The organism is uncultured Azohydromonas sp. (genome assembly GCF_937926365.1).
Classification (GTDB): Bacteria; Pseudomonadota; Gammaproteobacteria; order Burkholderiales; family Burkholderiaceae_C; genus Azohydromonas.
The window spans coordinates 1-19,742 of the sequence record NZ_CALAOH010000051.1 but is presented as its reverse complement, the minus strand read 5'-3'; the positions used below and the strand labels follow the sequence as shown (position 1 = coordinate 19,742).

At 68.4% G+C, this 19,742-nt stretch carries 21 protein-coding genes; 16 read left to right on the top strand and 5 right to left on the bottom strand.

Annotation, left to right across the window (positions count from 1 at the left end; translation table 11 throughout):
- The first annotated feature begins 57 nt into the window (after positions 1-57).
- The 3 genes from Q0741_RS05085 to lhpH all read left to right on the top strand — a co-directional run bounded on the left by Q0741_RS05085 (position 58) and on the right by lhpH (position 2,694).
- Complete coding sequence (locus tag Q0741_RS05085; protein ID WP_298232109.1) at positions 58-504, top strand: SRPBCC family protein; 447 nt, start codon at positions 58-60, stop codon at positions 502-504.
- Positions 505-585: 81 nt separating this feature from the next.
- Positions 586-1,539 (top strand): bifunctional Delta(1)-pyrroline-2-carboxylate/Delta(1)-piperideine-2-carboxylate reductase, encoded by a 954-nt coding sequence (gene lhpI / locus Q0741_RS05080; RefSeq protein ID WP_298232108.1) that lies wholly within the window; start codon positions 586-588, stop codon positions 1,537-1,539.
- A gap of 144 nt (positions 1,540-1,683) precedes the next feature.
- Complete coding sequence (gene lhpH / locus Q0741_RS05075) at positions 1,684-2,694, top strand: trans-3-hydroxy-L-proline dehydratase (protein WP_298232107.1); 1,011 nt, start codon at positions 1,684-1,686, stop codon at positions 2,692-2,694.
- A 3-nt stretch (positions 2,695-2,697) separates the two neighbouring features.
- Here the strand turns inward: lhpH and Q0741_RS05070 are convergent, their stop codons facing one another.
- Positions 2,698-3,918: an MFS transporter gene (locus tag Q0741_RS05070; RefSeq protein ID WP_298232106.1), complete on the bottom strand. Its 1,221-nt coding sequence runs from the start codon at positions 3,916-3,918 to the stop codon at positions 2,698-2,700.
- A gap of 563 nt (positions 3,919-4,481) precedes the next feature.
- On the opposite strand from Q0741_RS05070, the gene Q0741_RS05065 reads away from it, so the two are divergent.
- The 7 genes from Q0741_RS05065 (at position 4,482) to Q0741_RS05035 (ending at position 10,289) form a co-directional block, all read left to right on the top strand.
- Complete coding sequence (locus tag Q0741_RS05065; protein WP_298232105.1) at positions 4,482-5,669, top strand: PEP-CTERM sorting domain-containing protein; 1,188 nt, start codon at positions 4,482-4,484, stop codon at positions 5,667-5,669.
- A 111-nt stretch (positions 5,670-5,780) separates the two neighbouring features.
- The gene (locus tag Q0741_RS05060; RefSeq protein WP_298232104.1) at positions 5,781-7,136 is read left to right on the top strand and encodes a pyridoxal-dependent decarboxylase; all 1,356 of its coding nucleotides are present in this window, start codon (positions 5,781-5,783) and stop codon (positions 7,134-7,136) included.
- A 76-nt stretch (positions 7,137-7,212) separates the two neighbouring features.
- On the top strand, positions 7,213-8,127 hold the full coding sequence (locus tag Q0741_RS05055; RefSeq protein WP_298232103.1) for an RNA polymerase sigma-70 factor: 915 nt from the start codon (positions 7,213-7,215) through the stop codon (positions 8,125-8,127).
- A 34-nt stretch (positions 8,128-8,161) separates the two neighbouring features.
- Positions 8,162-8,620: a carboxymuconolactone decarboxylase family protein gene (locus Q0741_RS05050; RefSeq protein WP_298232102.1), complete on the top strand. Its 459-nt coding sequence runs from the start codon at positions 8,162-8,164 to the stop codon at positions 8,618-8,620.
- 341 nt (positions 8,621-8,961) lie between these two features.
- Positions 8,962-9,423 carry a hypothetical protein gene (locus Q0741_RS05045; protein ID WP_298232101.1) on the top strand — a complete coding sequence of 154 codons (462 nt, stop codon included), beginning with the start codon at positions 8,962-8,964 and terminating at the stop codon, positions 9,421-9,423.
- A 98-nt stretch (positions 9,424-9,521) separates the two neighbouring features.
- The gene (locus tag Q0741_RS05040) at positions 9,522-9,854 is read left to right on the top strand and encodes a YnfA family protein (RefSeq protein ID WP_298232100.1); all 333 of its coding nucleotides are present in this window, start codon (positions 9,522-9,524) and stop codon (positions 9,852-9,854) included.
- 120 nt (positions 9,855-9,974) lie between these two features.
- A complete protein-coding gene (locus Q0741_RS05035) occupies positions 9,975-10,289 on the top strand; it encodes a YdhR family protein (protein WP_298232099.1) in 315 nt (104 codons plus the stop codon).
- A gap of 141 nt (positions 10,290-10,430) precedes the next feature.
- Here Q0741_RS05035 and Q0741_RS05030 read toward each other — a convergent pair whose 3' ends face one another.
- The 3 genes from Q0741_RS05030 to Q0741_RS05020 form a co-directional block, all read right to left on the bottom strand.
- A complete protein-coding gene (locus tag Q0741_RS05030) occupies positions 10,431-10,685 on the bottom strand; it encodes a Txe/YoeB family addiction module toxin (RefSeq protein WP_298232098.1) in 255 nt (84 codons plus the stop codon).
- Positions 10,682-10,933, bottom strand: a complete 252-nt coding sequence (locus Q0741_RS05025) for a type II toxin-antitoxin system Phd/YefM family antitoxin (RefSeq protein WP_298232097.1) — start codon at positions 10,931-10,933, stop codon at positions 10,682-10,684. Before Q0741_RS05025 ends, Q0741_RS05030 begins: the two co-directional genes overlap by 4 nt.
- Positions 10,934-11,036: 103 nt before the next feature.
- Positions 11,037-11,702: a nitroreductase family protein gene (locus Q0741_RS05020; protein ID WP_298232096.1), complete on the bottom strand. Its 666-nt coding sequence runs from the start codon at positions 11,700-11,702 to the stop codon at positions 11,037-11,039.
- Positions 11,703-12,005: 303 nt separating this feature from the next.
- Between Q0741_RS05020 and Q0741_RS05015 the strand changes: the two genes are divergently transcribed.
- The gene (locus Q0741_RS05015) at positions 12,006-12,155 is read left to right on the top strand and encodes a hypothetical protein (RefSeq protein ID WP_298232095.1); all 150 of its coding nucleotides are present in this window, start codon (positions 12,006-12,008) and stop codon (positions 12,153-12,155) included.
- 64 nt (positions 12,156-12,219) lie between these two features.
- The gene (locus Q0741_RS05010) at positions 12,220-12,456 is read left to right on the top strand and encodes a hypothetical protein (protein ID WP_298232094.1); all 237 of its coding nucleotides are present in this window, start codon (positions 12,220-12,222) and stop codon (positions 12,454-12,456) included.
- Between the two features lie 31 nt (positions 12,457-12,487).
- Here the strand turns inward: Q0741_RS05010 and Q0741_RS05005 are convergent, their stop codons facing one another.
- Positions 12,488-13,939 (bottom strand): MFS transporter, encoded by a 1,452-nt coding sequence (locus Q0741_RS05005; RefSeq protein ID WP_298232093.1) that lies wholly within the window; start codon positions 13,937-13,939, stop codon positions 12,488-12,490.
- A gap of 147 nt (positions 13,940-14,086) precedes the next feature.
- Here Q0741_RS05005 and Q0741_RS05000 point away from each other — a divergent pair, with 147 nt between their 5' ends.
- The 4 genes from Q0741_RS05000 to Q0741_RS04985 form a co-directional block, all read left to right on the top strand.
- Complete coding sequence (locus Q0741_RS05000) at positions 14,087-14,977, top strand: LysR family transcriptional regulator (protein WP_298232116.1); 891 nt, start codon at positions 14,087-14,089, stop codon at positions 14,975-14,977.
- A 529-nt stretch (positions 14,978-15,506) separates the two neighbouring features.
- The gene (locus tag Q0741_RS04995; protein ID WP_298232092.1) at positions 15,507-17,888 is read left to right on the top strand and encodes an EAL domain-containing protein; all 2,382 of its coding nucleotides are present in this window, start codon (positions 15,507-15,509) and stop codon (positions 17,886-17,888) included.
- Positions 17,889-18,066: 178 nt separating this feature from the next.
- Positions 18,067-18,930 carry a transporter substrate-binding domain-containing protein gene (locus Q0741_RS04990; protein WP_298232091.1) on the top strand — a complete coding sequence of 288 codons (864 nt, stop codon included), beginning with the start codon at positions 18,067-18,069 and terminating at the stop codon, positions 18,928-18,930.
- The coding region (locus tag Q0741_RS04985; RefSeq protein WP_298232090.1) for a PAS domain-containing protein at positions 18,917-19,742 on the top strand (826 nt) is incomplete at its 3' end. The genes Q0741_RS04990 and Q0741_RS04985, both read left to right, overlap by 14 nt.

The following is a 19,742-nucleotide window of genomic DNA, read 5'->3' as shown; positions in this document are numbered from 1 at the left end:
CAACAGGCCGGTAGCGGCGAGGAGTAAAACACCCACTCTCTTGGAAGGAGACTGTCCATGCCCACCGGTACCGCCCGCCTCCACCGCGTCCTCCGCGCTCCTCCCGAGCGCGTTTACAAGGCATTTCTCAATGCCGACGCCCTGGCCAAGTGGCTGCCGCCTTACGGTTTCACCTGCAAGGTTCACCACATGGAGGCCAAGGTCGGCGGCACGTTCAGGATGTCGTTCCTGAATTTCGGCACGGGCGGCGAACATTCCTTCGGCGGCGAGTATCTGGAGTTGGTGCCCAACGAGCGCATCCGCTACACGGACAGGTTTGACGACCCGAACCTGCCCGGCGAAATGCACGTGACGGTGAGCTTGGCCCAGGTGTCTTGCGGCACCGAGCTCAGCATCGTGCAGGAGGGGATTCCGGAGGCGATTCCGGTTGAGATGTGCTATCTCGGCTGGCAGGAATCGCTGGCCCAACTGGCCACGCTGGTGGAGCCCGAGATTCCGGGCTGACGGGAGAATGGCGGGCTCTTGTTTCGCAGGTTCGGCCGCACAGGCCGGGCCTCGCGCCGACCACCCCACCAGCCACGCCTCATGAACCCAGACCAGCCCACAACGCCGACAACCAAGTTGCTCGTGTGCGACCAGGCGCAGACCGCCGCCGCGCTGCCCTATCCCGCACTGGTCGCCACCATCGCCCGTGCCGCCGTCGAGGTCGAGGCCGGCGCGATCCGCAGCCCGGAACGCATGGTGCTGCCGCTGGGACAAGGCGGCGTGCTGCTGAGCATGCCCGCCACGGCGGCCGACATCGGCATCCACAAGCTGGTCAACGTCCAGCCCGCCAACGCGCAAAGGCAACTGCCCACCATCCACGGCATCGTCACGGCCTGCGATGCCGCCACCGGCCAGCCGCTGTGCCTGCTCGACGGGCCGGAGGTCACGGGCCGGCGCACGGCGGCCGTGTCGCTGCTGGCGATCCAGCGGCTGTTGCCCGCGGCGCCCCGGTCCATCCTGCTGTTCGGCACCGGCACACAGGCGGCGTTTCACGTGCAGGCGCTGCATGCGCTCTACCCGGACTGCACCCTTTGGGTGAAAAGCCGCAGCCCCGAGGCCGCGCAAGCCTTTTGCGAGCAGCAGCGGGGCGTGCATCCGGACCTGCGTATCTGCGACGGCGGGCTGCCCGAGGATTTACAGGTCGTGATCACGCTGACCACCAGTACCCGCGCCATTTACGACGAGGTGGCCCGGCCGGGCCGACTGGTCATCGGCGTGGGCGCTTTCAAGCCGGAAATGGCCGAGATCGGCAAGACCACCCTCGATGGCAGCGACCTTTACGCCGACGATCCGGCCGGGGCTCGCCACGAGGCCGGCGACCTGCTGCAGGCCGGCATCGACTGGGCGCGCGTGGGCTCACTGGCTTCCGCCGTGCGAAACCAAGCCGACTTGAGCCGCCCCATCGTGTTCAAGAGCGTGGGGACCGCGGCCTGGGATTTGGCGGCGGCGCGGGTGGCGATCAGGCACCTGGACCTGGTTTCCGATCGAAGCTGAAATATGTCCCCGTCATGCCCGCGAAGGCGGGCATCCACGCCGGCCGGGATACTGCCCGGTACGCGTGGACACCCGCCTTCGCGGGTGTGACGAGGTTTATGTCAGTGGAAATCGGCATTTGAAATCAAACCATCGGAGCACCCCATGCTGAATTTCCTGCGGACCATTCAAACCATCGACGCCCATACCGGCGGCGAGCCACTGCGCATCCTGGTTTCCGGCATGCCACCGGTGCCGGGCAACAACATCCTGGAAAAACGCGCCTGGCTGAAGGAAAACCGCGACGACCTGCGCCGCTTCCTGATGAACGAGCCGCGCGGCCATGCCGACATGTATGGCGCCTACTTGCTGCCGCCCACCACGCCCGGCGCGGATTTCGGCGTGATATTCATCCACAACGAAGGCTACAGCGACATGTGCGGCCACGGCATCATCGCGCTGGGCAAGGTGCTGGTCGAAATGGGCTACGTCGAGCGGAAAATTCCCACGACGCGCATCGGCTTCGACGCGCCGGCCGGGTTCATCGAGGCCCACGTGGAATGGGACGGCACCCGGGCGGGCGAGGTCACTTTCAGGAACGTGCCCGCCTTCATCTTCATGCGCGACGTGGAAGTGGAAACGCCCAGCTTCGGGCGCATCTCGGGCGACATCGTTTTCGGCGGCGCCTTCTATTACTACATCAACGGCGACCAGGCCGGGCTGGAGATCAAGCCTGAAATCGTCCGCTCGCTGATCCAGCTCGGCGCCGAAACCAAGGCGGCCGTGAAGCAGAAAGTCCAGATCCAGCACCCGCTGGAGCCCGGCCTGAACGAGCTGTACGGCACGATCATCGACGGCCGCCCGAATTGCGCGGGGGTCGATCAGTCGAACGTCTGCATATTCGCCGACCGGGAGGTGGACCGCTCCCCGACCGGCACCGGCACCTCCGGGCGGGCCGCGCAACTGTTCCTGCGCGGGCAATTGGCGCTGAACCAGGAATACGTCAACGGCAGCATCGTCGGCAGCCGCTTCAAGGTCCGGGTGACGCAGGCGGTGCGGGTGGGCAACCTGGACGGCGCCATCACCGAGGTGACGGGCAGCGCGCACATCAGCGGCTTCAACCAGTGGGTGCTGGAGGAGTCCGACCCGTTTCCCGAGGGGTTCTTTCTGCGCTGAGTTTCAGGGGGCGCGCTTTTCCGGCGGCCACGCCCGCCACATCGCGCCCAGGCACAGCGCCAGCGGTACGGCGCTGAGCGCGTAGGCCAAGCCGAAATCGGCCTGCCGGCTGGCGATCAGGCCGAACAGCGGCGGCGTCACCACCACGCCGAAGTACGTGAAGGCCAGCGTGCCGCCGGTCGCCATGCCGGCCTGCGCCGGCCCGGCCAGCCGCGCCACCGCGGCCAGGTACACGCCGTTCCAGCCCAGCGCCGTGGCGCCATAGACCAGCAGCACGCCCAGCACCACAAGGGCCGGCGTGGCCGGGCCGAACAGCCGCATGCACAGGCCACAGCCGATCATCAGCGCGCACAGGCCGATGAGCGTGAGCCGCGCCCCCGGCCCGTTGTCCGCCACCCAGCCCCACAGCACCCGGCCCACCACGCCTGCGGTTTGCGAGGCAGACAGCGCCGCGCCGGCCGCCACCAGCGTCCAGTGCAACTGCCCCGTCAGGAAGCTCACCAAGTAGGCCGTCAGGCACACCTGCACCGCCGAGAAGATGAAGGAGCACAGCGCCAGCGTGCGCAGCCGCGGCGAGCGCCACACCACGCGCACCGGTTGCAGCAGCGCGCCCAGGCTGGGCCAGCCGCCGCCGCGCGACAGCTCCACGTCCAGCGTCGCGCGCAGGCGCTGCGCCGGCCACGCGCACAAGGCCGTGGCCAGCGCCACCACCGCCAGCGCGGCGGCCTGCCCGCCGGCGGCCAGCGCCAGCGATGGCACTACCAGCCCGGCGATCACGCCGCCCAGCGGCACCCCGGTCTGCTTGACCGAGAACACCATGCCCATGCGGTGCGCCGGCGTGGTACGCGCCAGGATGTGCGAGCTGGCCGGCGTCATCGGCCCATAGCCCAGGCCCAGCACCAGCGCGCCGGCCAGCGCCAGCGGCAAATACGCCGTGGCGACCAGCGCCAGGCCGAGCGCGCACAGCCCCAGCGCCCACTGGCTGGTGCGGATGGCGCCGTGCAACGCGATGACGTGCATGCCCAGCACGCTGGCGAACATGGCGCCCAGGTACACCAGCGCCATGTAGACGCCCACGGCCGCCGGCGGCAGGCCCATGCGCGCCAGCAGCCTCGGCGCCACCACGGTGGGCGCGATGACAGCGGCGGAGGCCAGCGACTGCATCGCCAGCGTGATGAACAGCGACGCCAGCGCGCCGGGCTGCCGCGCCGGGGTATGCGTCATCGGCACGCCGCCCGGTGTTCGTGGACACCCGCCTCCGCGGGTGTGACGAGGGTTGTTTCAGTCATCAGAAGCCAGCGCAGTCAATCACTTTGCACGCCCTTGGGCTTGGTCCCGCCCCTGGCCGGGACAGCGCAGGAGGGAAGAATCGGTCGTTATGGAAGATCCATGCTGGAGGGCAACGCCAGGGGCGCACAGCGTGAACGTTGAGCACGGCTTCCACAATCTGCGATTGCTGAAGCCTGCCTTCGGCCTTCGTGAAGGCAGGCCGGCTCAGGGCGTATGCGGCCTCCATGGCTCCAACCCAAGCTTCCCGCCCCCGCGCCGTCGCCGGTCTGGCGATCCATCGGCCGCACCGCGGCAGCGTTAGCGTTAGCGATTCGAGCCGCCGCTTACCTCCGACAACGCCTGTATCCGAGAGCCGGGCCGTAGCTTGCGCTGTCGCCGGCGGCGGTGCCGGCGCCCGGTACCGCGGCCAGCCCCGTTCGGGCCGAGATGGTTTCGTTGCGGATGGGGGCAGGTCCGGCAAGGCCGCGTTCGCATCGTTGGACGATGGAGGCCTTGAGATGAAGACTCTGATCCCCGCCCTGGCGGCGCTGGTGCTGAGCGTGGGCGCCCTGCCCGCGACCCAGGCGGCGCTGCCGCAGTACCGCATCGAGAGCTTCGCCGCGCCGCCGGAGGGCGTTTTCTACCGGCCCAGCCTGCTCAACAACGCGGGCCAGGTCGCCGGCTACCTCGATGACCACGGCACGGGGGCCGAAGAGGCTTTCCTCTACAGCGGCGGCACCGTGCAGAGACTGGGCACCCTGGGCGGTGCGAACAGCCAGGCCATGGGCCTCAACCAGCGCGGCGAGGTGACCGGCTATGCGTTCGGCGCCGACGGCATCCCGCGCGCCTTCGTCTACCGCAACGGGCGCATGAGCGAGGTGTTGCGCCCGCCAGGCGCCGCTGTTCTCTCCAGCGGACTCGACATCAACGAGGCAGGCCAGGTACTGGGTTACAGCCAGCCGGCCGACGGCATTGGCTTACCCTTCCTCTCGGACGGCCGCACCAGCCGCTTCCTGGACGTCAGCGGGCTGGGGGCAAGCGCCGAAGGCATAGAAGCCCGCGTTCTCAACGACCGTGGCGACGTGCTGGGCTACTTCGGTGTCGGTGACGGCAGCGGTGACATCCATCCGTTCCTCTACCGCGACGGACGCGCCACTGCGCTGCCCATGCCGCCGGATCTGCCACCGCCCAGCTTCCTCACCCGGGTCTATGCCGTGGACCTCAACAACGCGGGGCAGGCGCTGGTCAACGTCGTCGAAACCATCGACCTGCCCGGGGACAACAACGACTTCTTCTCGTACCTGTACAGCGGCGGCACGATCACGCGGCTCGGCGACGACGAGTTCGAGTTCCTCGGCGGGCACATCAACGAGAAGGGCTGGGTGGTGGGCTCCGTGCGCACGTACACCGAGGAGCCGGTGTCGGCCATCGCCCTCTACCGTGACGGCGAGTACGGCATGCTGGCCGACCTGGTGCCAGATGAGCAGGCGGCGCAGTGGGCGCTGCAGGGCGCGCTGGCGATGAACGACCGCGGCCAGATCCTGGGCCAGGGCACGCTGCTGGAGACGGGCGAGTTCGCCTACTTCATCGCCACGCCCGTGCCCGAGCCCGCTACCGCGCTCCTGGCGCTGGCCGGCCTGGCTGTGCTGGGCGCCGCGCGGCGCCGGCACGCAGCCCAGGCCGCGCGCGGCAACCTGGCGGCGTGAGGCGCCGGGGGCGGCAGGTCGGCCCTGGGACGCTGCAGTTTCGGGCGCATTGCAAGGCGCCAATGCCACGCTTACCGTCCCCGCACCATTCATTCCGCTCCGTAGGCCGCCATGAGAGAACTGCTGGAAGACGCCGCCGCCCGCGCCGTCGCGTACCTGGAAGACCTGCCCTCGCGCCGCGTGGTGCCGTCCGAGGAGGCGGTCGCCGCGCTGGCGGGCTTCGACCAGCCCTGGCCCGATGCGCCGCGGCCGGCCGAGGAGACGTTGCAGCGCCTCGACGAGCTGGGCTCGCCGGCCACGATGGCGGCGGCCGCCGGGCGCTTCTTCGGCTTCGTCACCGGCGGCGCGCTGCCGGTGACGGTGGCCAGCAACTGGCTCGCCACGGCCTGGGACCAGAACTCGGCCCACCACGGCCCCGCGCCCGCCACCGCCGCGATCGAGCAGGTGGCGCTGCGTTGGCTGCTGCAGGCGCTGGCGCTGCCGCCCGGCGCCGCGGGCGCCTTCGTCACCGGCGCCACCATGGCCAACTTCTCGGCGCTGGCCGCCGCGCGCCACGCCGTGCTGGAGCGCGCCGGCTGGGACGTCGAAGCCGACGGGCTGTGCGGCGCGCCGCCCATCACCGTGCTGGTCAGCGAGGAGGTACACCCGACCGTGCTGAAGGCGCTGGGCCTGGTGGGGCTGGGCCGCCGGCGCGTGCTGCGGCTGCCGGTGGACGGCCAAGGGCGCGTGCGGGCCGACGCGCTGCCGCGCATCAGCGGCCCGGCCATCGTCTGCCTGCAGGCCGGCAACGTGAACACCGGCGCCTTCGACCCCTTCGCCGAGCTGATCCCCGCCGCCCAGGCCCAGGGCGCCTGGGTGCACGTGGACGGCGCCTTCGGGCTGTGGGCGCGCGCCAGCGACGCGCTGCGTCCGCTCGCGGACGGCGTGGAGCAGGCCGACTCCTGGGCCACCGACGCGCACAAGTGGCTCAACGTGCCCTACGACAGCGGCATCGCCTTCGTGCGCGACGGCGCGGCGCTGCGGGCGGCGATGTCGGTCTCCGCGGTGTACCTGCCCGCCGAGAGCGAGCAGCGCAATCCGTCGGACTACACGCCCGAGCTCTCGCGCCGGGCGCGCGGCGTGGACGTGTGGGCGGCGCTGCACACGCTGGGCCGTAGCGGCCTGGCCGGGCTGGTGCAGCGCTGCTGCCGCCACGCGCGGCGCTTCGCGCACGAGCTGCGCGAGGCCGGCGCCACCGTGCTCAACGAGGTCGTGCTCAACCAGGTGCTGGTGAGCTTCGGCGACGACGACACCACGCGCCGCGTGGTGGCCGCGCTGCAGGCCGAGGGGACGTGCTGGTGCGGCATCACCGTCTGGCAGGGGCACACGGCCATGCGCATCAGCGTCAGCTCCTGGGCCACCACCGACGACGACGTGACGCGCTCGCTGGACCCCATGCGGCGCCTGATGCGGCAGGCGCGGGGCTGAGGCCCCCGGCGCGGCCCTGGCCTCACGCCGCGGCAGAAAGCCGTCACAAACCGCCCGCCTCGTTCGTCTGGACCTCATGGACCACTCCACCCACACCTTCGCGCGGCTGCGTCCGCGCCTGCACGGCATCGCCTACCGGATGCTCGGCTCCCGCGCCGAGGCCGAGGAGGTGGTGCAGGACGCCTGGCTGCGCTGGCACGAGGCCGACACCGCGGCGCTGGACAGCTCCGAAGCCTGGCTCGTCACCGTGACCACGCGGCTGTCCATCGACCGGCTGCGTGCGGCCAAGGCGCAGCGCGAGCAGTACGTAGGCTTCTGGCTGCCCGAGCCGCTGGTGGAGGACTCGCCCGTCACGCCGGAGCAGCTGCTGGAGAAGGCGGACGACCTGTCCGTCGCCTTTCTTACGCTGCTGGAGCGGCTGGGACCGGAGGCGCGCGCGGCCTTCCTGCTGCGGGAGGTGTTCGAGGCCGACTACGCCGAGGTGGCGCGCGTGCTGGACAAGAGCGAGGAGGCCTGCCGCCAGATCGTGAGCCGGGCCAAGTCACAGCTGCGCGACGCGCGCAAGCGCCACGCCGTGCCGGCCGAGACGCAGCGGCGGCTGCTGCAGGGTTTCATCGAGGCCTCCTCGCGCGGCGACTTCGCCGGCCTGCACGCGCTGCTGGCCGAGGACGCCGAGCTGATCGGCGATGGCGGCGGCAAGGTGCCCAGCTTCGGCAGGGTGCTGGAGGGCGGACGGCGCATCGCGCAGCTCTACCTCGCCACGCACCTGCGCCACGGGCCGGCGGTGCGGTGGGAGATCGCCGTGGTCAATGGCGAATGGGGCCTGCTGCGCTGGGTGGACGGGCAGCTGGAGTCGGTGCAGGCGGTGGAGACCGACGGGCAGCGCATCGTGCGCATCCACGCGCAGCGCAACCCGGACAAGCTGGCGCGCATCGCGGCGGCGTGGGCGCGTGATGCGGCTGTCACAAGCGCGCCGCCTGGGTCGTCTTGAAGGTGCATCCCAACTTTTTGATCAAGGAAGCACCATGCACCAAGCCCGACTGCCCTGGACCCGTCTCGCCCCCAAGACCTACCAGGCGATGGCTGCGGTAAGCGCGAGCACCGCGAATTCCACGCTGGGAACGGCATTGATCGAGCTGGTCCAGAGCCGCGTCTCCCAGCTCAACGGCTGCGCGTTCTGCGTGGACATGCACGCCCGCTCGCTGCGCGAGCACGGCGAGAGCTGGCAGCGGTTGAACAGCCTGGTCACGTGGCGCGAGGCGCCCTTCTACAGCGAGCGCGAACGCGCCGCGCTGCACTGGGCCGAGCTCATGACCCGGCTCACCGATCCCTACGCCGACCGCGACGCCGCCTTCGAGGCGCTCAAGCCGCATTTCAGCGAGCAGGAAATCGTGGAGCTGAACTGGACCATCGCGCAGATCAACGCGTGGAACCGGATGGCGGTGGGAATGGGGCAGCCGGTGGAGGCGAAGGCGCTGGATTGAATGACGCCGTGCGCGAAGTTGCCCGCGCACGGCAGCCTTGATTTCGCGTTTGGAAATACTCGCCGCCAATCCCAGACGCGTGCCACAGCCTGATATTTGGCCGCAAGTGCGTTGTTTGTCTCCAGCCGCTACTTTTCTGACGGTCTAGCGCAAGTTGGTGCCCCTGGAATGAGAGCGGCTCATTCCGTATTGCCCACGGACCGCAAGTCCGGAATGATGGTTGCAAATGCAGCCAACTTCCCGAGACACCCGAACTCGTCCGTCAGGCGACGCCTGACCCGAGCGCTTGGCGCACGGGCTTGACGTGCGCGCGGTCCAACGAGCTATCGCAGGAGGCCCATATGCACCGGTTCCATCCAATGGCGGCCCTTGTTGCGCTTGCCATATTGCACTCGCCGCTCCTGGCCGCCGCACCGGCCGATTCCGCTGCCGCGGCCCGGGTCGTCGCTGAAGCGACCGGCGGCCGGTTCAAGGCGCTCAAGGGAAAACAGTTCGACCAGAATTGCAATTCGACCGTCGAGTACGAGGCAGAGGTCACCGATCTCAACGGCGATGGCCAGCCCGAGGTTTTTACCAAGCGCTACAGCTCCTGCTTTGGCATGACCGGCGTACACATGGACCTGTACATCAAGGGCAAGAATGGAAAATGGAAATCCCAATTCGGCTTCCCCGGCGAGCCCATGGTGCTCAAGACGAAGCACCTGGGCTACCCTGATATCGAAATTGGTGGCCCCGGCAACTGCTTCCCCATCTGGCGCTGGAACGGGACGAATTATGACCTTCATAAAAAGTGTGCCCGGTAAATAGGACACCGTTTCATTGATCGGCCGGCGGCAGCCTTCCCCAGCCTGGTTATCATTCAGGCCGAACTTCACGTACCAGAAAGGCGCGGCCGCCCGCCATGTTTGAGATCAGAACCCTCTTCCTTTTCCTGATCACGGCCGTTGCCGAGATCGTGGGCTGTTATCTCCCTTATCTCTGGCTCAAGCAGGGCAAGAGCGCCTGGCTGCTGTTTCCCGCTGCATTGAGCCTGGCCTCGTTCGCATGGCTGCTGTCGCTGCATCCCACGGCCGCGGGCCGCGTTTATGCGGCCTATGGGGGCGTCTATATCTTCGTGGCCATTCTCTGGCTCTGGCTCGTTGACGGCATTCAGCCTACGCGCTGGGATTTGGTAGGAACACTCGTGGCCTTGGCAGGCATGGGCATCATCATGTTCGCGCCCAGAGATGCATGACGGCCCGGTCCTGCCGGCAAGCCTTGCGTGTTTTTTCGACTTCGACTGCGAAAGCCGCGATAGGTGCCTGTAAGCTGGCCCTGGGACACCATCGTCCACGCAGCCCAACAGGAGGTGAAGATGATTACCACCCTCACGACCTTTACCCTGCTCAAACCCATTACCCTGGAGGAGGCGCGCAGTATCTTCCAGAGTACCGCGCCCAAATACCGTGAAGTGCCGGGCCTGCTGCGCAAGACCTATGTGCTTTCCGAGGACGGGCGGACGGCAGGCGGCATCTACTTCTGGATTTCCAGAGCCGACGCGGAAGCGCTGTACACGGAATCCTGGCGCACGTTCGTCCGGGAAAAATACGGCACCGAACCGGTCGTCACCTACTTCGAAAGCCCCGTGGTGGTGGACAACGTGGCGGGGCAGATCATTACTGACGATTAAAAAACACTGGCCCGCACTGCAAGGGCAGTTGCCGCTTTCATGGAAGCGACATGCTGCGGCAACTCCGCTCCGCCTGCACATGTCGCTCATTTCTTGCAGTCCACCGCGCCACGCGCCCATGCAGGCATCAAATTCAAGTGATCAGTAGTGGTAGCGCAATTGGGCAATCAGCAAGGCGTCTTCCTCGACCCTGTACACCATGCGATGCTCTTCGGTAATACGGCGCGACCAGTAACCCGACAAGGCGTGCTTGAGCGGCTCCGGCTTTCCCACGCCCTCGAACGGAAAACGCTGCGTTTCCTTTATCAGCCTGTTGATGCGCTCCACCATGCGCCTGTCCTGCTTCTGCCAGAAAAGGTAGTCCTCCCAGGCTGCGTCCGCAAAAATCAACTTCATTCGATCAATTTCCGCTCCGCGCCCTTGCCCGCCTCAAGCTGCTCCATTGCGGCCAGAAGGCGCTTCGCATTTGCCGGGCTGCGAAGCAGATAGGCCGTCTCCTCCAACGCCTTGAAATCCTCCAGCGACAGCATGACGACGGATTGCTGTCCGTTGCGGGTGATGATGACCGGCTCGTGGTCGTCGCAAACCCGGTCCATGGTGCTCGCCAAATTCGCGCGAGCCGCGGTGTAAGTGATGGCATCCATGCTGATAGCCTCCGTACATGTACAGCTTATTGTACGCATTCAGGCCCGGGATGCCGGCACCGCGCAGGCGGGGAAACGCTTTACCGGCCGGCGAGGCTAAACCTCAGGCTGGCGCCTTGTCCGGCTCCCCCACCGGCTGCGCGCTCGGCACCGGCACCGGTGCCGGTGCCGCCACGCCGCCGAAGCCGAAGCGCCCTTCCACCACCACCTGCTCCAGTGGCAGCCGTTGGCTCATCACCTCGCGCGCTTGCAGCGCCTCGGGCAGCACCGGCTCGTCGCTGCGCCAGCCGATGGCCACCATGGCCTCGATGGCGTGGTCGTCCGGGATGCCCAGCGCCTGGCGCAGCTGCTCGCGGTCGAAGCCGCCCATGGCGTGCGCGTGCCAGCCCTTGAGCGTGGCCTGGAAGGCCAGGCTCGCCCAGGCCGCGCCGGTGTCAAAGGAATGCGTGGGAATGGGCTGCGGCTGCGTCTTCCCGGGCGGCGTCCAGCTCGTGCGCGACAGCACCACCACCAGCGCCGAGGCCCGGTGCGCCCAGCTGCGGTTGAACTCGTTGAGCGCGTCATGCAGCGGCGCCCACGCCGGCGTGTCGCGCCGGGCATAGATGAAGCGCCACGGCTGCGCGTTGAAGCTCGACGGCGCCCAGCGCGCGGCTTCGAAGAAGCTCATCAGCGTGGTGTCGTCGATGGGTTCGCCCGTGAAGGCGCGGGGCGACCAGCGACAGGTGAACAGGGAATCGATCGGGTACTTGCTCTTGCGTTGCAGGCTCATGGCGGCTCCTTCCGGCGGCACCGTACCCGCGGCGAGCAGGCGCTGACAAATGAAGTTTTCGGCTATGCAACTGCGCCGCATGGATGGTTGCACCAGCATCTTCATGGCTCATGCGCCTGGCGCATGAGCTTGGGCGCATCGCGTCGTTCACTCGGCCGCGCGGGGCTCCTATGGTGGATGGCAGACCCGACATCCCGCCGCGTCCGCCCTGGGCGCCCCCCGTCGCATGCCCCACTGCCGCCACCCGCTTGTCGCCGCGCCGGCGCCGCCGGCCACCAGGCTATCCCTCGTACGAGCCGCCTGATGGACGAATGGGACCCGCTGTACTGGCTGATCTTTCTCCTGACCGTCCTCATCACCGTGCTGGCGCTGCGGGACCCCTGGGGCCGCGAGCTCCGGGACGAGGAGGACGACGACGTGCCGGAGCGGGAAGAGCCGCCGCGGCGGGCATGAGCGCTGGTTGCGCAGCCGCGTCCCCCGACAATCCGGGCCTTGCCTTGATTGCGGGAACACACGCGTGAAGACCTACGACATTGAAGTACAGCGGCTGAAGTCGGCGAAGCACGACAAGGGCCTGATCGAGCTGGGCGTGGACGCCGCAGTACTGCAGCGCCCGGTGCGCGACGAGGAGTCGGCCACCAGCGTCCTGCGCCTGCCCGTGGAGCACGCGCGCACGCTGATGATCCTGCTGAAGCAGCAGCTGGCCGAGCTGGACAAGCTCCAGCCGCGCAGCCGGCGCTCGGGGCGCTGCTGACGGCACGGCGGCTCCAGCCTCTCCGCTTTCCTTATGCGCTGCCCTGAGGAGCCGCAGCGCCACGCCGCGCCCGGCTCCCCAGCGCGATCAGCAGCGCCAACCCCACCAGCACCGCCGCCGCCAGGAAGGTCGCCCGCAACCCGGCGGACACGGCCTCCGCGGGCGCCGCGGCGAAATCCACCGTCCCCGCCGCGAGGGCGAAGACTCCGCCCATGAGCGACGCGCCCGTGATCAGCCCCAGGTTGCGCGACAGGCCCAGCAGCCCGGAGACGACGCCCCGCCGCTCCGCGCCCGCCTCGCCCATCACGCCCGTGTTGTTGGCAGCCTGGAACAGCGCATAACTGGCCGTGACGGCGACGACGGGCAGCACGAAGCCAGCCACGCCCCAGGCAGCAGGCACCAGGGACAGCGCCAGGCAGCCGGCGCCCATGCCGCCCAGGCCGGCGAGGCTCATGCGCCGGGCGCCGTGGCGGTCCACCAGGCGCCCCGCCGGCACGCCGACCAGTGCCGCCGCCGCCGGGCCGGCCGACAGCACCAGGCCCACGCCGGCGGCGGCCAGGCCCAGCACGCGGCCGAGGTAGAACGGCCCGACCACCAACGTCGCCATCACCACCGAGGACACGAGCGCGCTCATCGCCAGGCCCGCGCCCAGCACCGGGTCGCGCAACAGACCCGGGCGGATCAGCGGCGACGCGGCCCCCGCCTCCACCCACAGGAACAGCGCCAGCCCCGCCGCGGCGGCCAGCAGCAGTGCCGCGTTGAACAGGCCGAAACGGCCGCGCCCGGTGGTCATCGCCAGCGCATAGGCGCCCAGCGTCGCTGCCAGCAGCAGCGTGCCCGGCAGGTCGAAGCGGGGCCGGTCTGCCTGCGGCGCGGCGCCGTCGGCCGGCAGGAAGCGCCGGATGAACCACAGCGCCAGCAGGCCCAGCGGCACGTTGACGAGGAAGAGCGCCGGCCAGCCCAGGGCATCGAGCAGCAGGCCGCCGAGGGAGGGGCCCAGCGCGGTGCCGATGGCGGAGGTAGTGCCGAGCAGGCCCATGGCCTTGCCGGCGTCCCGCTTGGGCACCGTCCCGTTCACGAAGGACAGCGTGAGCGCCATCAGCGCGGCGGCGCCGATGCCCTGCAGCGCCCGGGCGGCCAGCAGCAGCGCCAACGTCGGGGCCAGGCCGCACAGTACCGAGGCGGCCGTGAACACCAGCAGCCCGGCCAGCAGCAGCCGGCGGCGGCCGAGCACGTCGCCGAGCCGGCCGACGCTGACGATCAGCGTGGTGTTGGCCAGCAGGTAGGCCAGCACGATCCACTGCACCTGCTGGAACGACGCCGCGAACACGTCGGCGAAGGCCGGCAGCGCGACGTTGGCGATGCTGGTGCCCAGCGAGGGCAGCAGCATGCACAGCGACAGGCCGGCCAGCGCGCCACGCACGGTGGCGGCCCCGCCCGCGGCGCCGGGCGCCGCCTCATGGTTTGCTGATGGTCTGGACATGGCTCTTTAGCTTTCCAAAGGCATCCGAAGTGGAGCCCGTGCCGGAACGATAGGAGCCGGCCACCCATGGCGGAAGGCGCATCATTTGCACTTCATTCGTGCGTCTGACGCCATGCCATGGCGGCTACGCTGCCCTCGATGCCCACCATGTCCAAGCCCGATCTGAACCTGCTGCTCGTCCTGGATGTGCTGCTGAGCGAAGGCAGCGTGGCGCGCGCCGCCCGGCGGCTGCGGCTGAGCCCGTCGGCAATGAGCCGCTCGCTGGCGCGCCTGCGCGAGACGACGGGCGATCCGCTGCTGGTCCGTGCCGGGCGCGGCCTGGTGCCCTCGCCTCGGGCCCTGGAGCTGCGTGAGCGGGTGCGCCAACTGGTGCAGGACGCCGAGGCCGCACTGCGTCCCGTGCGGCAGCCGGCGCTTCACAAGCTCGCGCGCAGCTTCACGCTGCGCACCAGCGACGGTTTCGTGGAAACCTTCGGCCCCGCCCTCATCGCCCGCGTGGCCGCGGAAGCGCCCGGCGTGCGGCTGCGCTTCATGCCCAAGCTGGACAAGGACAGCACGCTGATGCGCGACGGCACGGTCGATCTCGAAACCGGCGTGGTGGGCAAGGCGACAGGCCCGGAGCTGCGCGCCCAGGCCCTGCTGCGCGACCGCTTCGTCGGCGTGGTGCGCGCGGGGCATCCGCTGGCGGAGGGCGAGATCACGGCCGGGCGCTACGCCGCCGGCCGGCACGTAGGCGTCTCCCGGCGCGGACGGGACGAGGGCCCCTTCGACGAGGCCCTGGCGCCACTGGGCCTGAAGCGCGACGTCGTCGCGACGGTCGGCGGTTTCTCGGCGGCACTGGCGCTGGCGCGGGCGTCGGACCTCATCGCCAGCGTGCCGGAGCGGCATACCGCCGGGCTGCGCAGCGGGATGTTCCGTTTCGCGCTGCCGCTGGAATTGCCGGAAATCACCGTGTCCCTGCTCTGGCATCCGCGCATGGACGGAGATCCGGCGCATCGCTGGTTGCGCGGGTGCGTGAGGGAAGTTTGCGCGGCGTGATGTCGCTCGGATGTCCGAGGTATTGACGACCGCAGGCACGGGCCGGAGTTTTCATGGCGGGCCTGCTCAGAGCCCATTTCAAGCCATCGGGCGCCGGGAGCTTCGTATTTCGCATTCCCCGCCATACATGAGGAAAGTGGGTTTAAAAATTTACCCAGGATTATCCTGGGCAGCTCCAGCAACAACCCAGGCTCCATCCCAGGATTTTCATGAATCGGGAACGCTTTCTGACGCGTCACCATCCCGCCCGGTACTGGGTCCTCGCAGGGACCCAAAGCGAACACCGTCCAAATCACGCATCAGCCGGCAACCAAGGCAACTTGGTTGTCTTTTAGTGCAAACATACCCCAGCCAGGTTTGGCAAGCCCTGCCTCACACCCAGGTTTTGCGCGCGGGATATACATCGCGCCAACGATGAAAGTCTCTCACGGAAGGTTGCCGCAAATTGCTCAAGGACGCCTCCCTGACTTCAGAATCCGATAACACAGTGTCGAAGCACAGGAAAGTCAGCCTTCAGGTCCTTCTCCCGGTGCTGGCGATCCTGCTGACCCTGGCGACGGCGGGCGTGCTGTGGATCATCGCCAAATCCATCATCGGAAAACAGGAAGAAAAGGAAATCAGCGAAACGCTTCTGAAGCGCACCTCGATGCTTTCCATCAAGATCGATCGCGCCCTGTACGAGAGATACCAGAACATCATCCTGCATGCCCGCCTGCTGGTGGATCAAAACGTCCTCGGAGAGCCTGAAGCGCTGGGCCGGCACCTGGATGCGTTGAAGCAGTTCCATGAAGGCTATGCCTGGATCGGATACGCCGGGCGGGACGGCAAGGTATTGGCGGCCAGCGATGGGCTGTTGGAAGGGGAGGACGTCTCCCAGCGTTCCTGGTATATCGAAGCCATCAAGGCAAATTACGTTTCCGACCCACACCGCGCGCTGATGCTTGAAAACAAACTCTATGTGGACGGGCCTGAGCCGATGCGTTTCCTGGACATTGCCACCCCGGTCGTGGTGTCGAGCAAAGAGATTGTCGGCGTGCTGGGCGCGCATATCGACTGGCGCTGGATCAAGTCGATGACGGAGCGCATGCCCAGGCGCGAGCGATCCGATTTCATGATCGTTGCCAGCAACAAGGCCGTGCTCCTGGGCCCGTCCGACCTGCAGGACAATGAATTGCCGGCCTCCATGGCTCGGACATTGGAACAGGCCGAGGCCGGATACTGGGTGGCGCGCTGGCCCGATGGCAACACGTACTTGACGGGTTTCAGCCGCAGCGGCGGCTACCGGAATTATCCCGGCCTCAACTGGTTCATTCTGGAACGGCAGCGAATCGAACTGGCCTACGCCCCCATTTACGAATTGCTGGGGCAATTGATGCTCTGGAGCCTGGTCGTGGCGGCTTTGTTCGCGCTGGCCGGCTGGATCACCGCGCGCCGGATCACCAAGCCCCTGCTCGTGATCAGCGGGGTGGCGGAGAACATCGAGCATGGCGATACCAGGGCCAAGATCCCTTCCATGCGGACCTACCGCGAAGTCGCCGTGCTGGCCAGCGCCCTGTCCAGGCTGATCGCGCAGTTGACCCAGCGCGAGGCGGAACTGGAGCACCAGGCCACCCACAGCGTCCTGACGCAATTGCCCAACCGCACGCTGGCAAAAGCACTGCTGGAGCAAGCCATTTTGCTGGCACGGCAGGGAAACAACCCGCTGGCCGTCATGGCGGTAGGTTTCGAGGGATACCGGCGCATCAACAGTACCCTGGGCAACCTGGTGGGCGATGCACTGGTGCTTGAAATATCCAAACGTCTGCAGGCTGCGAGCGCCCATGCCACGCTGTGCCACCTGGGTGAAGACGAATTTCTGCTGATCGTGCACGACCATGATGCGCTGCTGATGGAGACAACCACCATTTCAAGCGCCATCACGGACGCCTGCACGCAGCCCTTCGTCGCCGACGGTACACCTTATTATTTGCGGCCAAGCATGGGCATCAGCCATTATCCCAAGGACGGTACTGATGCCGGCACGCTGCTGGGGAACAGCGAAATCGCGCTGCATGAAGCCCAGACGCACGGCGGACGCCATATCGAGTTTTATGAAGCCAGGATGAATTCCCTGGTGCTGCAGCGGATCGACCTGGAGCGCGAGTTGCGGGCGGCACTGAGGGGAGGCCAGCTGGAGCTGCATTATCAGCCCCTGGTTTCGCTGTCTGACGACCGGTTGGCGGGCGTGGAGGCCCTGATACGCTGGCGTCATCCGGAGCGGGGATACACCTCCCCTGCCCAATTCATCCCGGTGGCCGAGGCCACCGGACTGATCTTGCCCATCGGGGATTGGGTCTTGCACGAGGCCTGCAGGCAGGCGGCGCTTTGGCGCAAGGCGGGATTTCCTTCCTTCGTGGTGGCGGTCAACGTGTCCAGCCGGCAATTTGGCGAGGGCAATATCCTGGAACGCGTCAGCTCCGCGCTGTCGCAACATGGGTTGCCGGCCCAGTGCCTGAAAATGGAGATCACGGAAAGCATGCTAATGCAGGACGTGGAGCGCGCCATCCTGACCATGCAGGATCTGATCCGCATGGGTGTGCACATTGCGATCGACGATTTCGGCACTGGCTATTCCAGCCTGAGCTATCTCGGCAAATTTCCTATCAATGAGCTGAAGATCGACCAGTCCTTCGTGCGCAACCTACTGCAGGACGCGGACAACGCGGCCATCGTGCGCGCCATCATTTCCTTGGCGCAAAGCCTCAAACTGGGCGTCATTGCCGAGGGCGTGGAAACCGCGGCACAGGTCGATTTCTTGAAGCATGCCGGGTGCAATATCATGCAGGGTTATTATTTCAGCAGGCCGCTGGATCCCGGCGCCATGACGGAACTGCTGCATGCGCGGCAGGGGGGAGATGGGCAGGTTTCTTGAGCGCTTGTTCTCTCAAAAGCGTCAGGAGAGTCCACTCCCATGAAAAGTGTCGCGTCGGCACGGACCGTTCCGGCGCAGCCACTCCGCGTCAACCCTGATTCATATCCCGCCGCGGTGTGCCGATTGCCCGAAACAGCGGACCGCGGGAACCACCCTCCGCCCCCAGGGAGTCGTTGCCTTGTCCAGGAACCAGCTGAACCGCCGCGTCGCCGCCGCTGCCACCGTCGCCGCCCTGGGCGCTCTTGGCGGCGGGGCCGCCTGGTGGCTGCGCACCCACGCCGAGGACGACTCCCTGCGCCGGATACGCAAGGCCGGCATCCTGCGCGTGGGCTACGCCGTGGAGCCGCCCTACGCGCTGGTACTGCCCGATGGCACCGTCAGCGGCGAGTCGCCCGAAGTCGCGCGCGAAGTGGCCCGGCGCCTGGGCCTGCAGCCGCAATGGGTGCTCACCGACTTCGAACAGCTCCTCGACGAGCTGGAGGCGCGGCGCTTCGACCTCGTGGCTGCGGGCATGTTCGTCAACCCGCAGCGCGCGCAGCGGGTGCGCTTCACACAGCCCACGCTGCGCGTGCGCCCGGGCTGGCTCACTGCCCGCGGCAATCCGCGCAAGCTCGCCGCTTATGCGCGGCTGCCGCAGCAGGCCGCGGACGGGCTGCGCTTGGTGGTGCTGGCGGGCTCGGCGGAGGAGTCGGCGCTGCGGGCGCTGGCGCTGCCGCCCGGCGCGGTCACGCCCGTGCCCGATGCCCAGAGCGGCCTCGCGGCCGTGAGCAGCGGCACCGCCGATGCCCTGGCGCTGTCGCTGCCCACGGTGGCGCAGATGGCCGCCGCCAGCCGCGGGCGCCTGATCGCCGTGCCGGCCGACGGTCCGGGCATCGAGCCCGGCCTGGTCGCCCTGGCCCTGCGGCGGGAAGACCAGGCGCTGCAGCGCGCGGTGGACGAGGCGCTGTCCGGCTACATCGGCAGCGCCGCTCATATCACCATGCTGCGCCGCTTCGGCCTCTCGGCCGACGACGTGCCCAGGGCCGGCGATGGCGAGCGCTGAGCTTCCATGCCCCGCCGCGCGCAGGCCGCGCGAGCTGCCCGCCCGCCGGCGCTGGATCGTCGCGCTGGCGCTGTCCGCGCTGCTGCCGGGCGGCGCCATCACGACGGCGCACCTGGTCCAGAAGGTCCGCCTGGAAGAGAGCACCGCCACGCTGCTGGCGCTCAAGCAGGCCACCACCGACCTCGACGAGGCCTTCCTGCACCTGCAACTCGGCGGCGAGGCCGAATCGCCCTGGCAGCGCCCGCGCGGGCTGGCGCTGCTGACGCAGGCACAGGCCACGCTGCGGCAAGTGGGCGCCGCCACCGGCGAATCGGCGCGCGTGCGCGAGATCGACGGCACCATCGACGCCCTGCGCCGCGGCTGGAACACGCTGGCCGGCGGCACCGATGCCGGCCAGCGCTCGCGCCTGTTGCTGCACGAGATGCGCTCGCGACTGTCCGCGCTCGATGCCGCCGTGGCACGCCATGCGCAGGCGGTGGGCCGGCGCATGGACACCCTCTTCAACCTCACCCTCGCGCTGGCCGGGCTGGTGCTGGGCGCCGTGTGCGCCGTGCTGGTGCGCAGCGAGCACGGGCGCGGCCTGGCCCTGGCCGAGCTGGCGCGTGGCGAGGCGCGGCTGCGCTCCACCTTCTCGGCGCTGTCCGAAGGCGTGCTGGTGTTCGACACGCGGGCGCGGGTGCGGGACGGCAACCCGGCGTCCGAGCGGCTGCTGGGGCGCTCGCTGGCCGAGATGAAGGCCCTGCCGCCCGGCGCGGCGCCCTGGGCCGTGAGCGGCGCCGACGGCGCGCCGCTGGACCGGGCGTCGCTGCCGC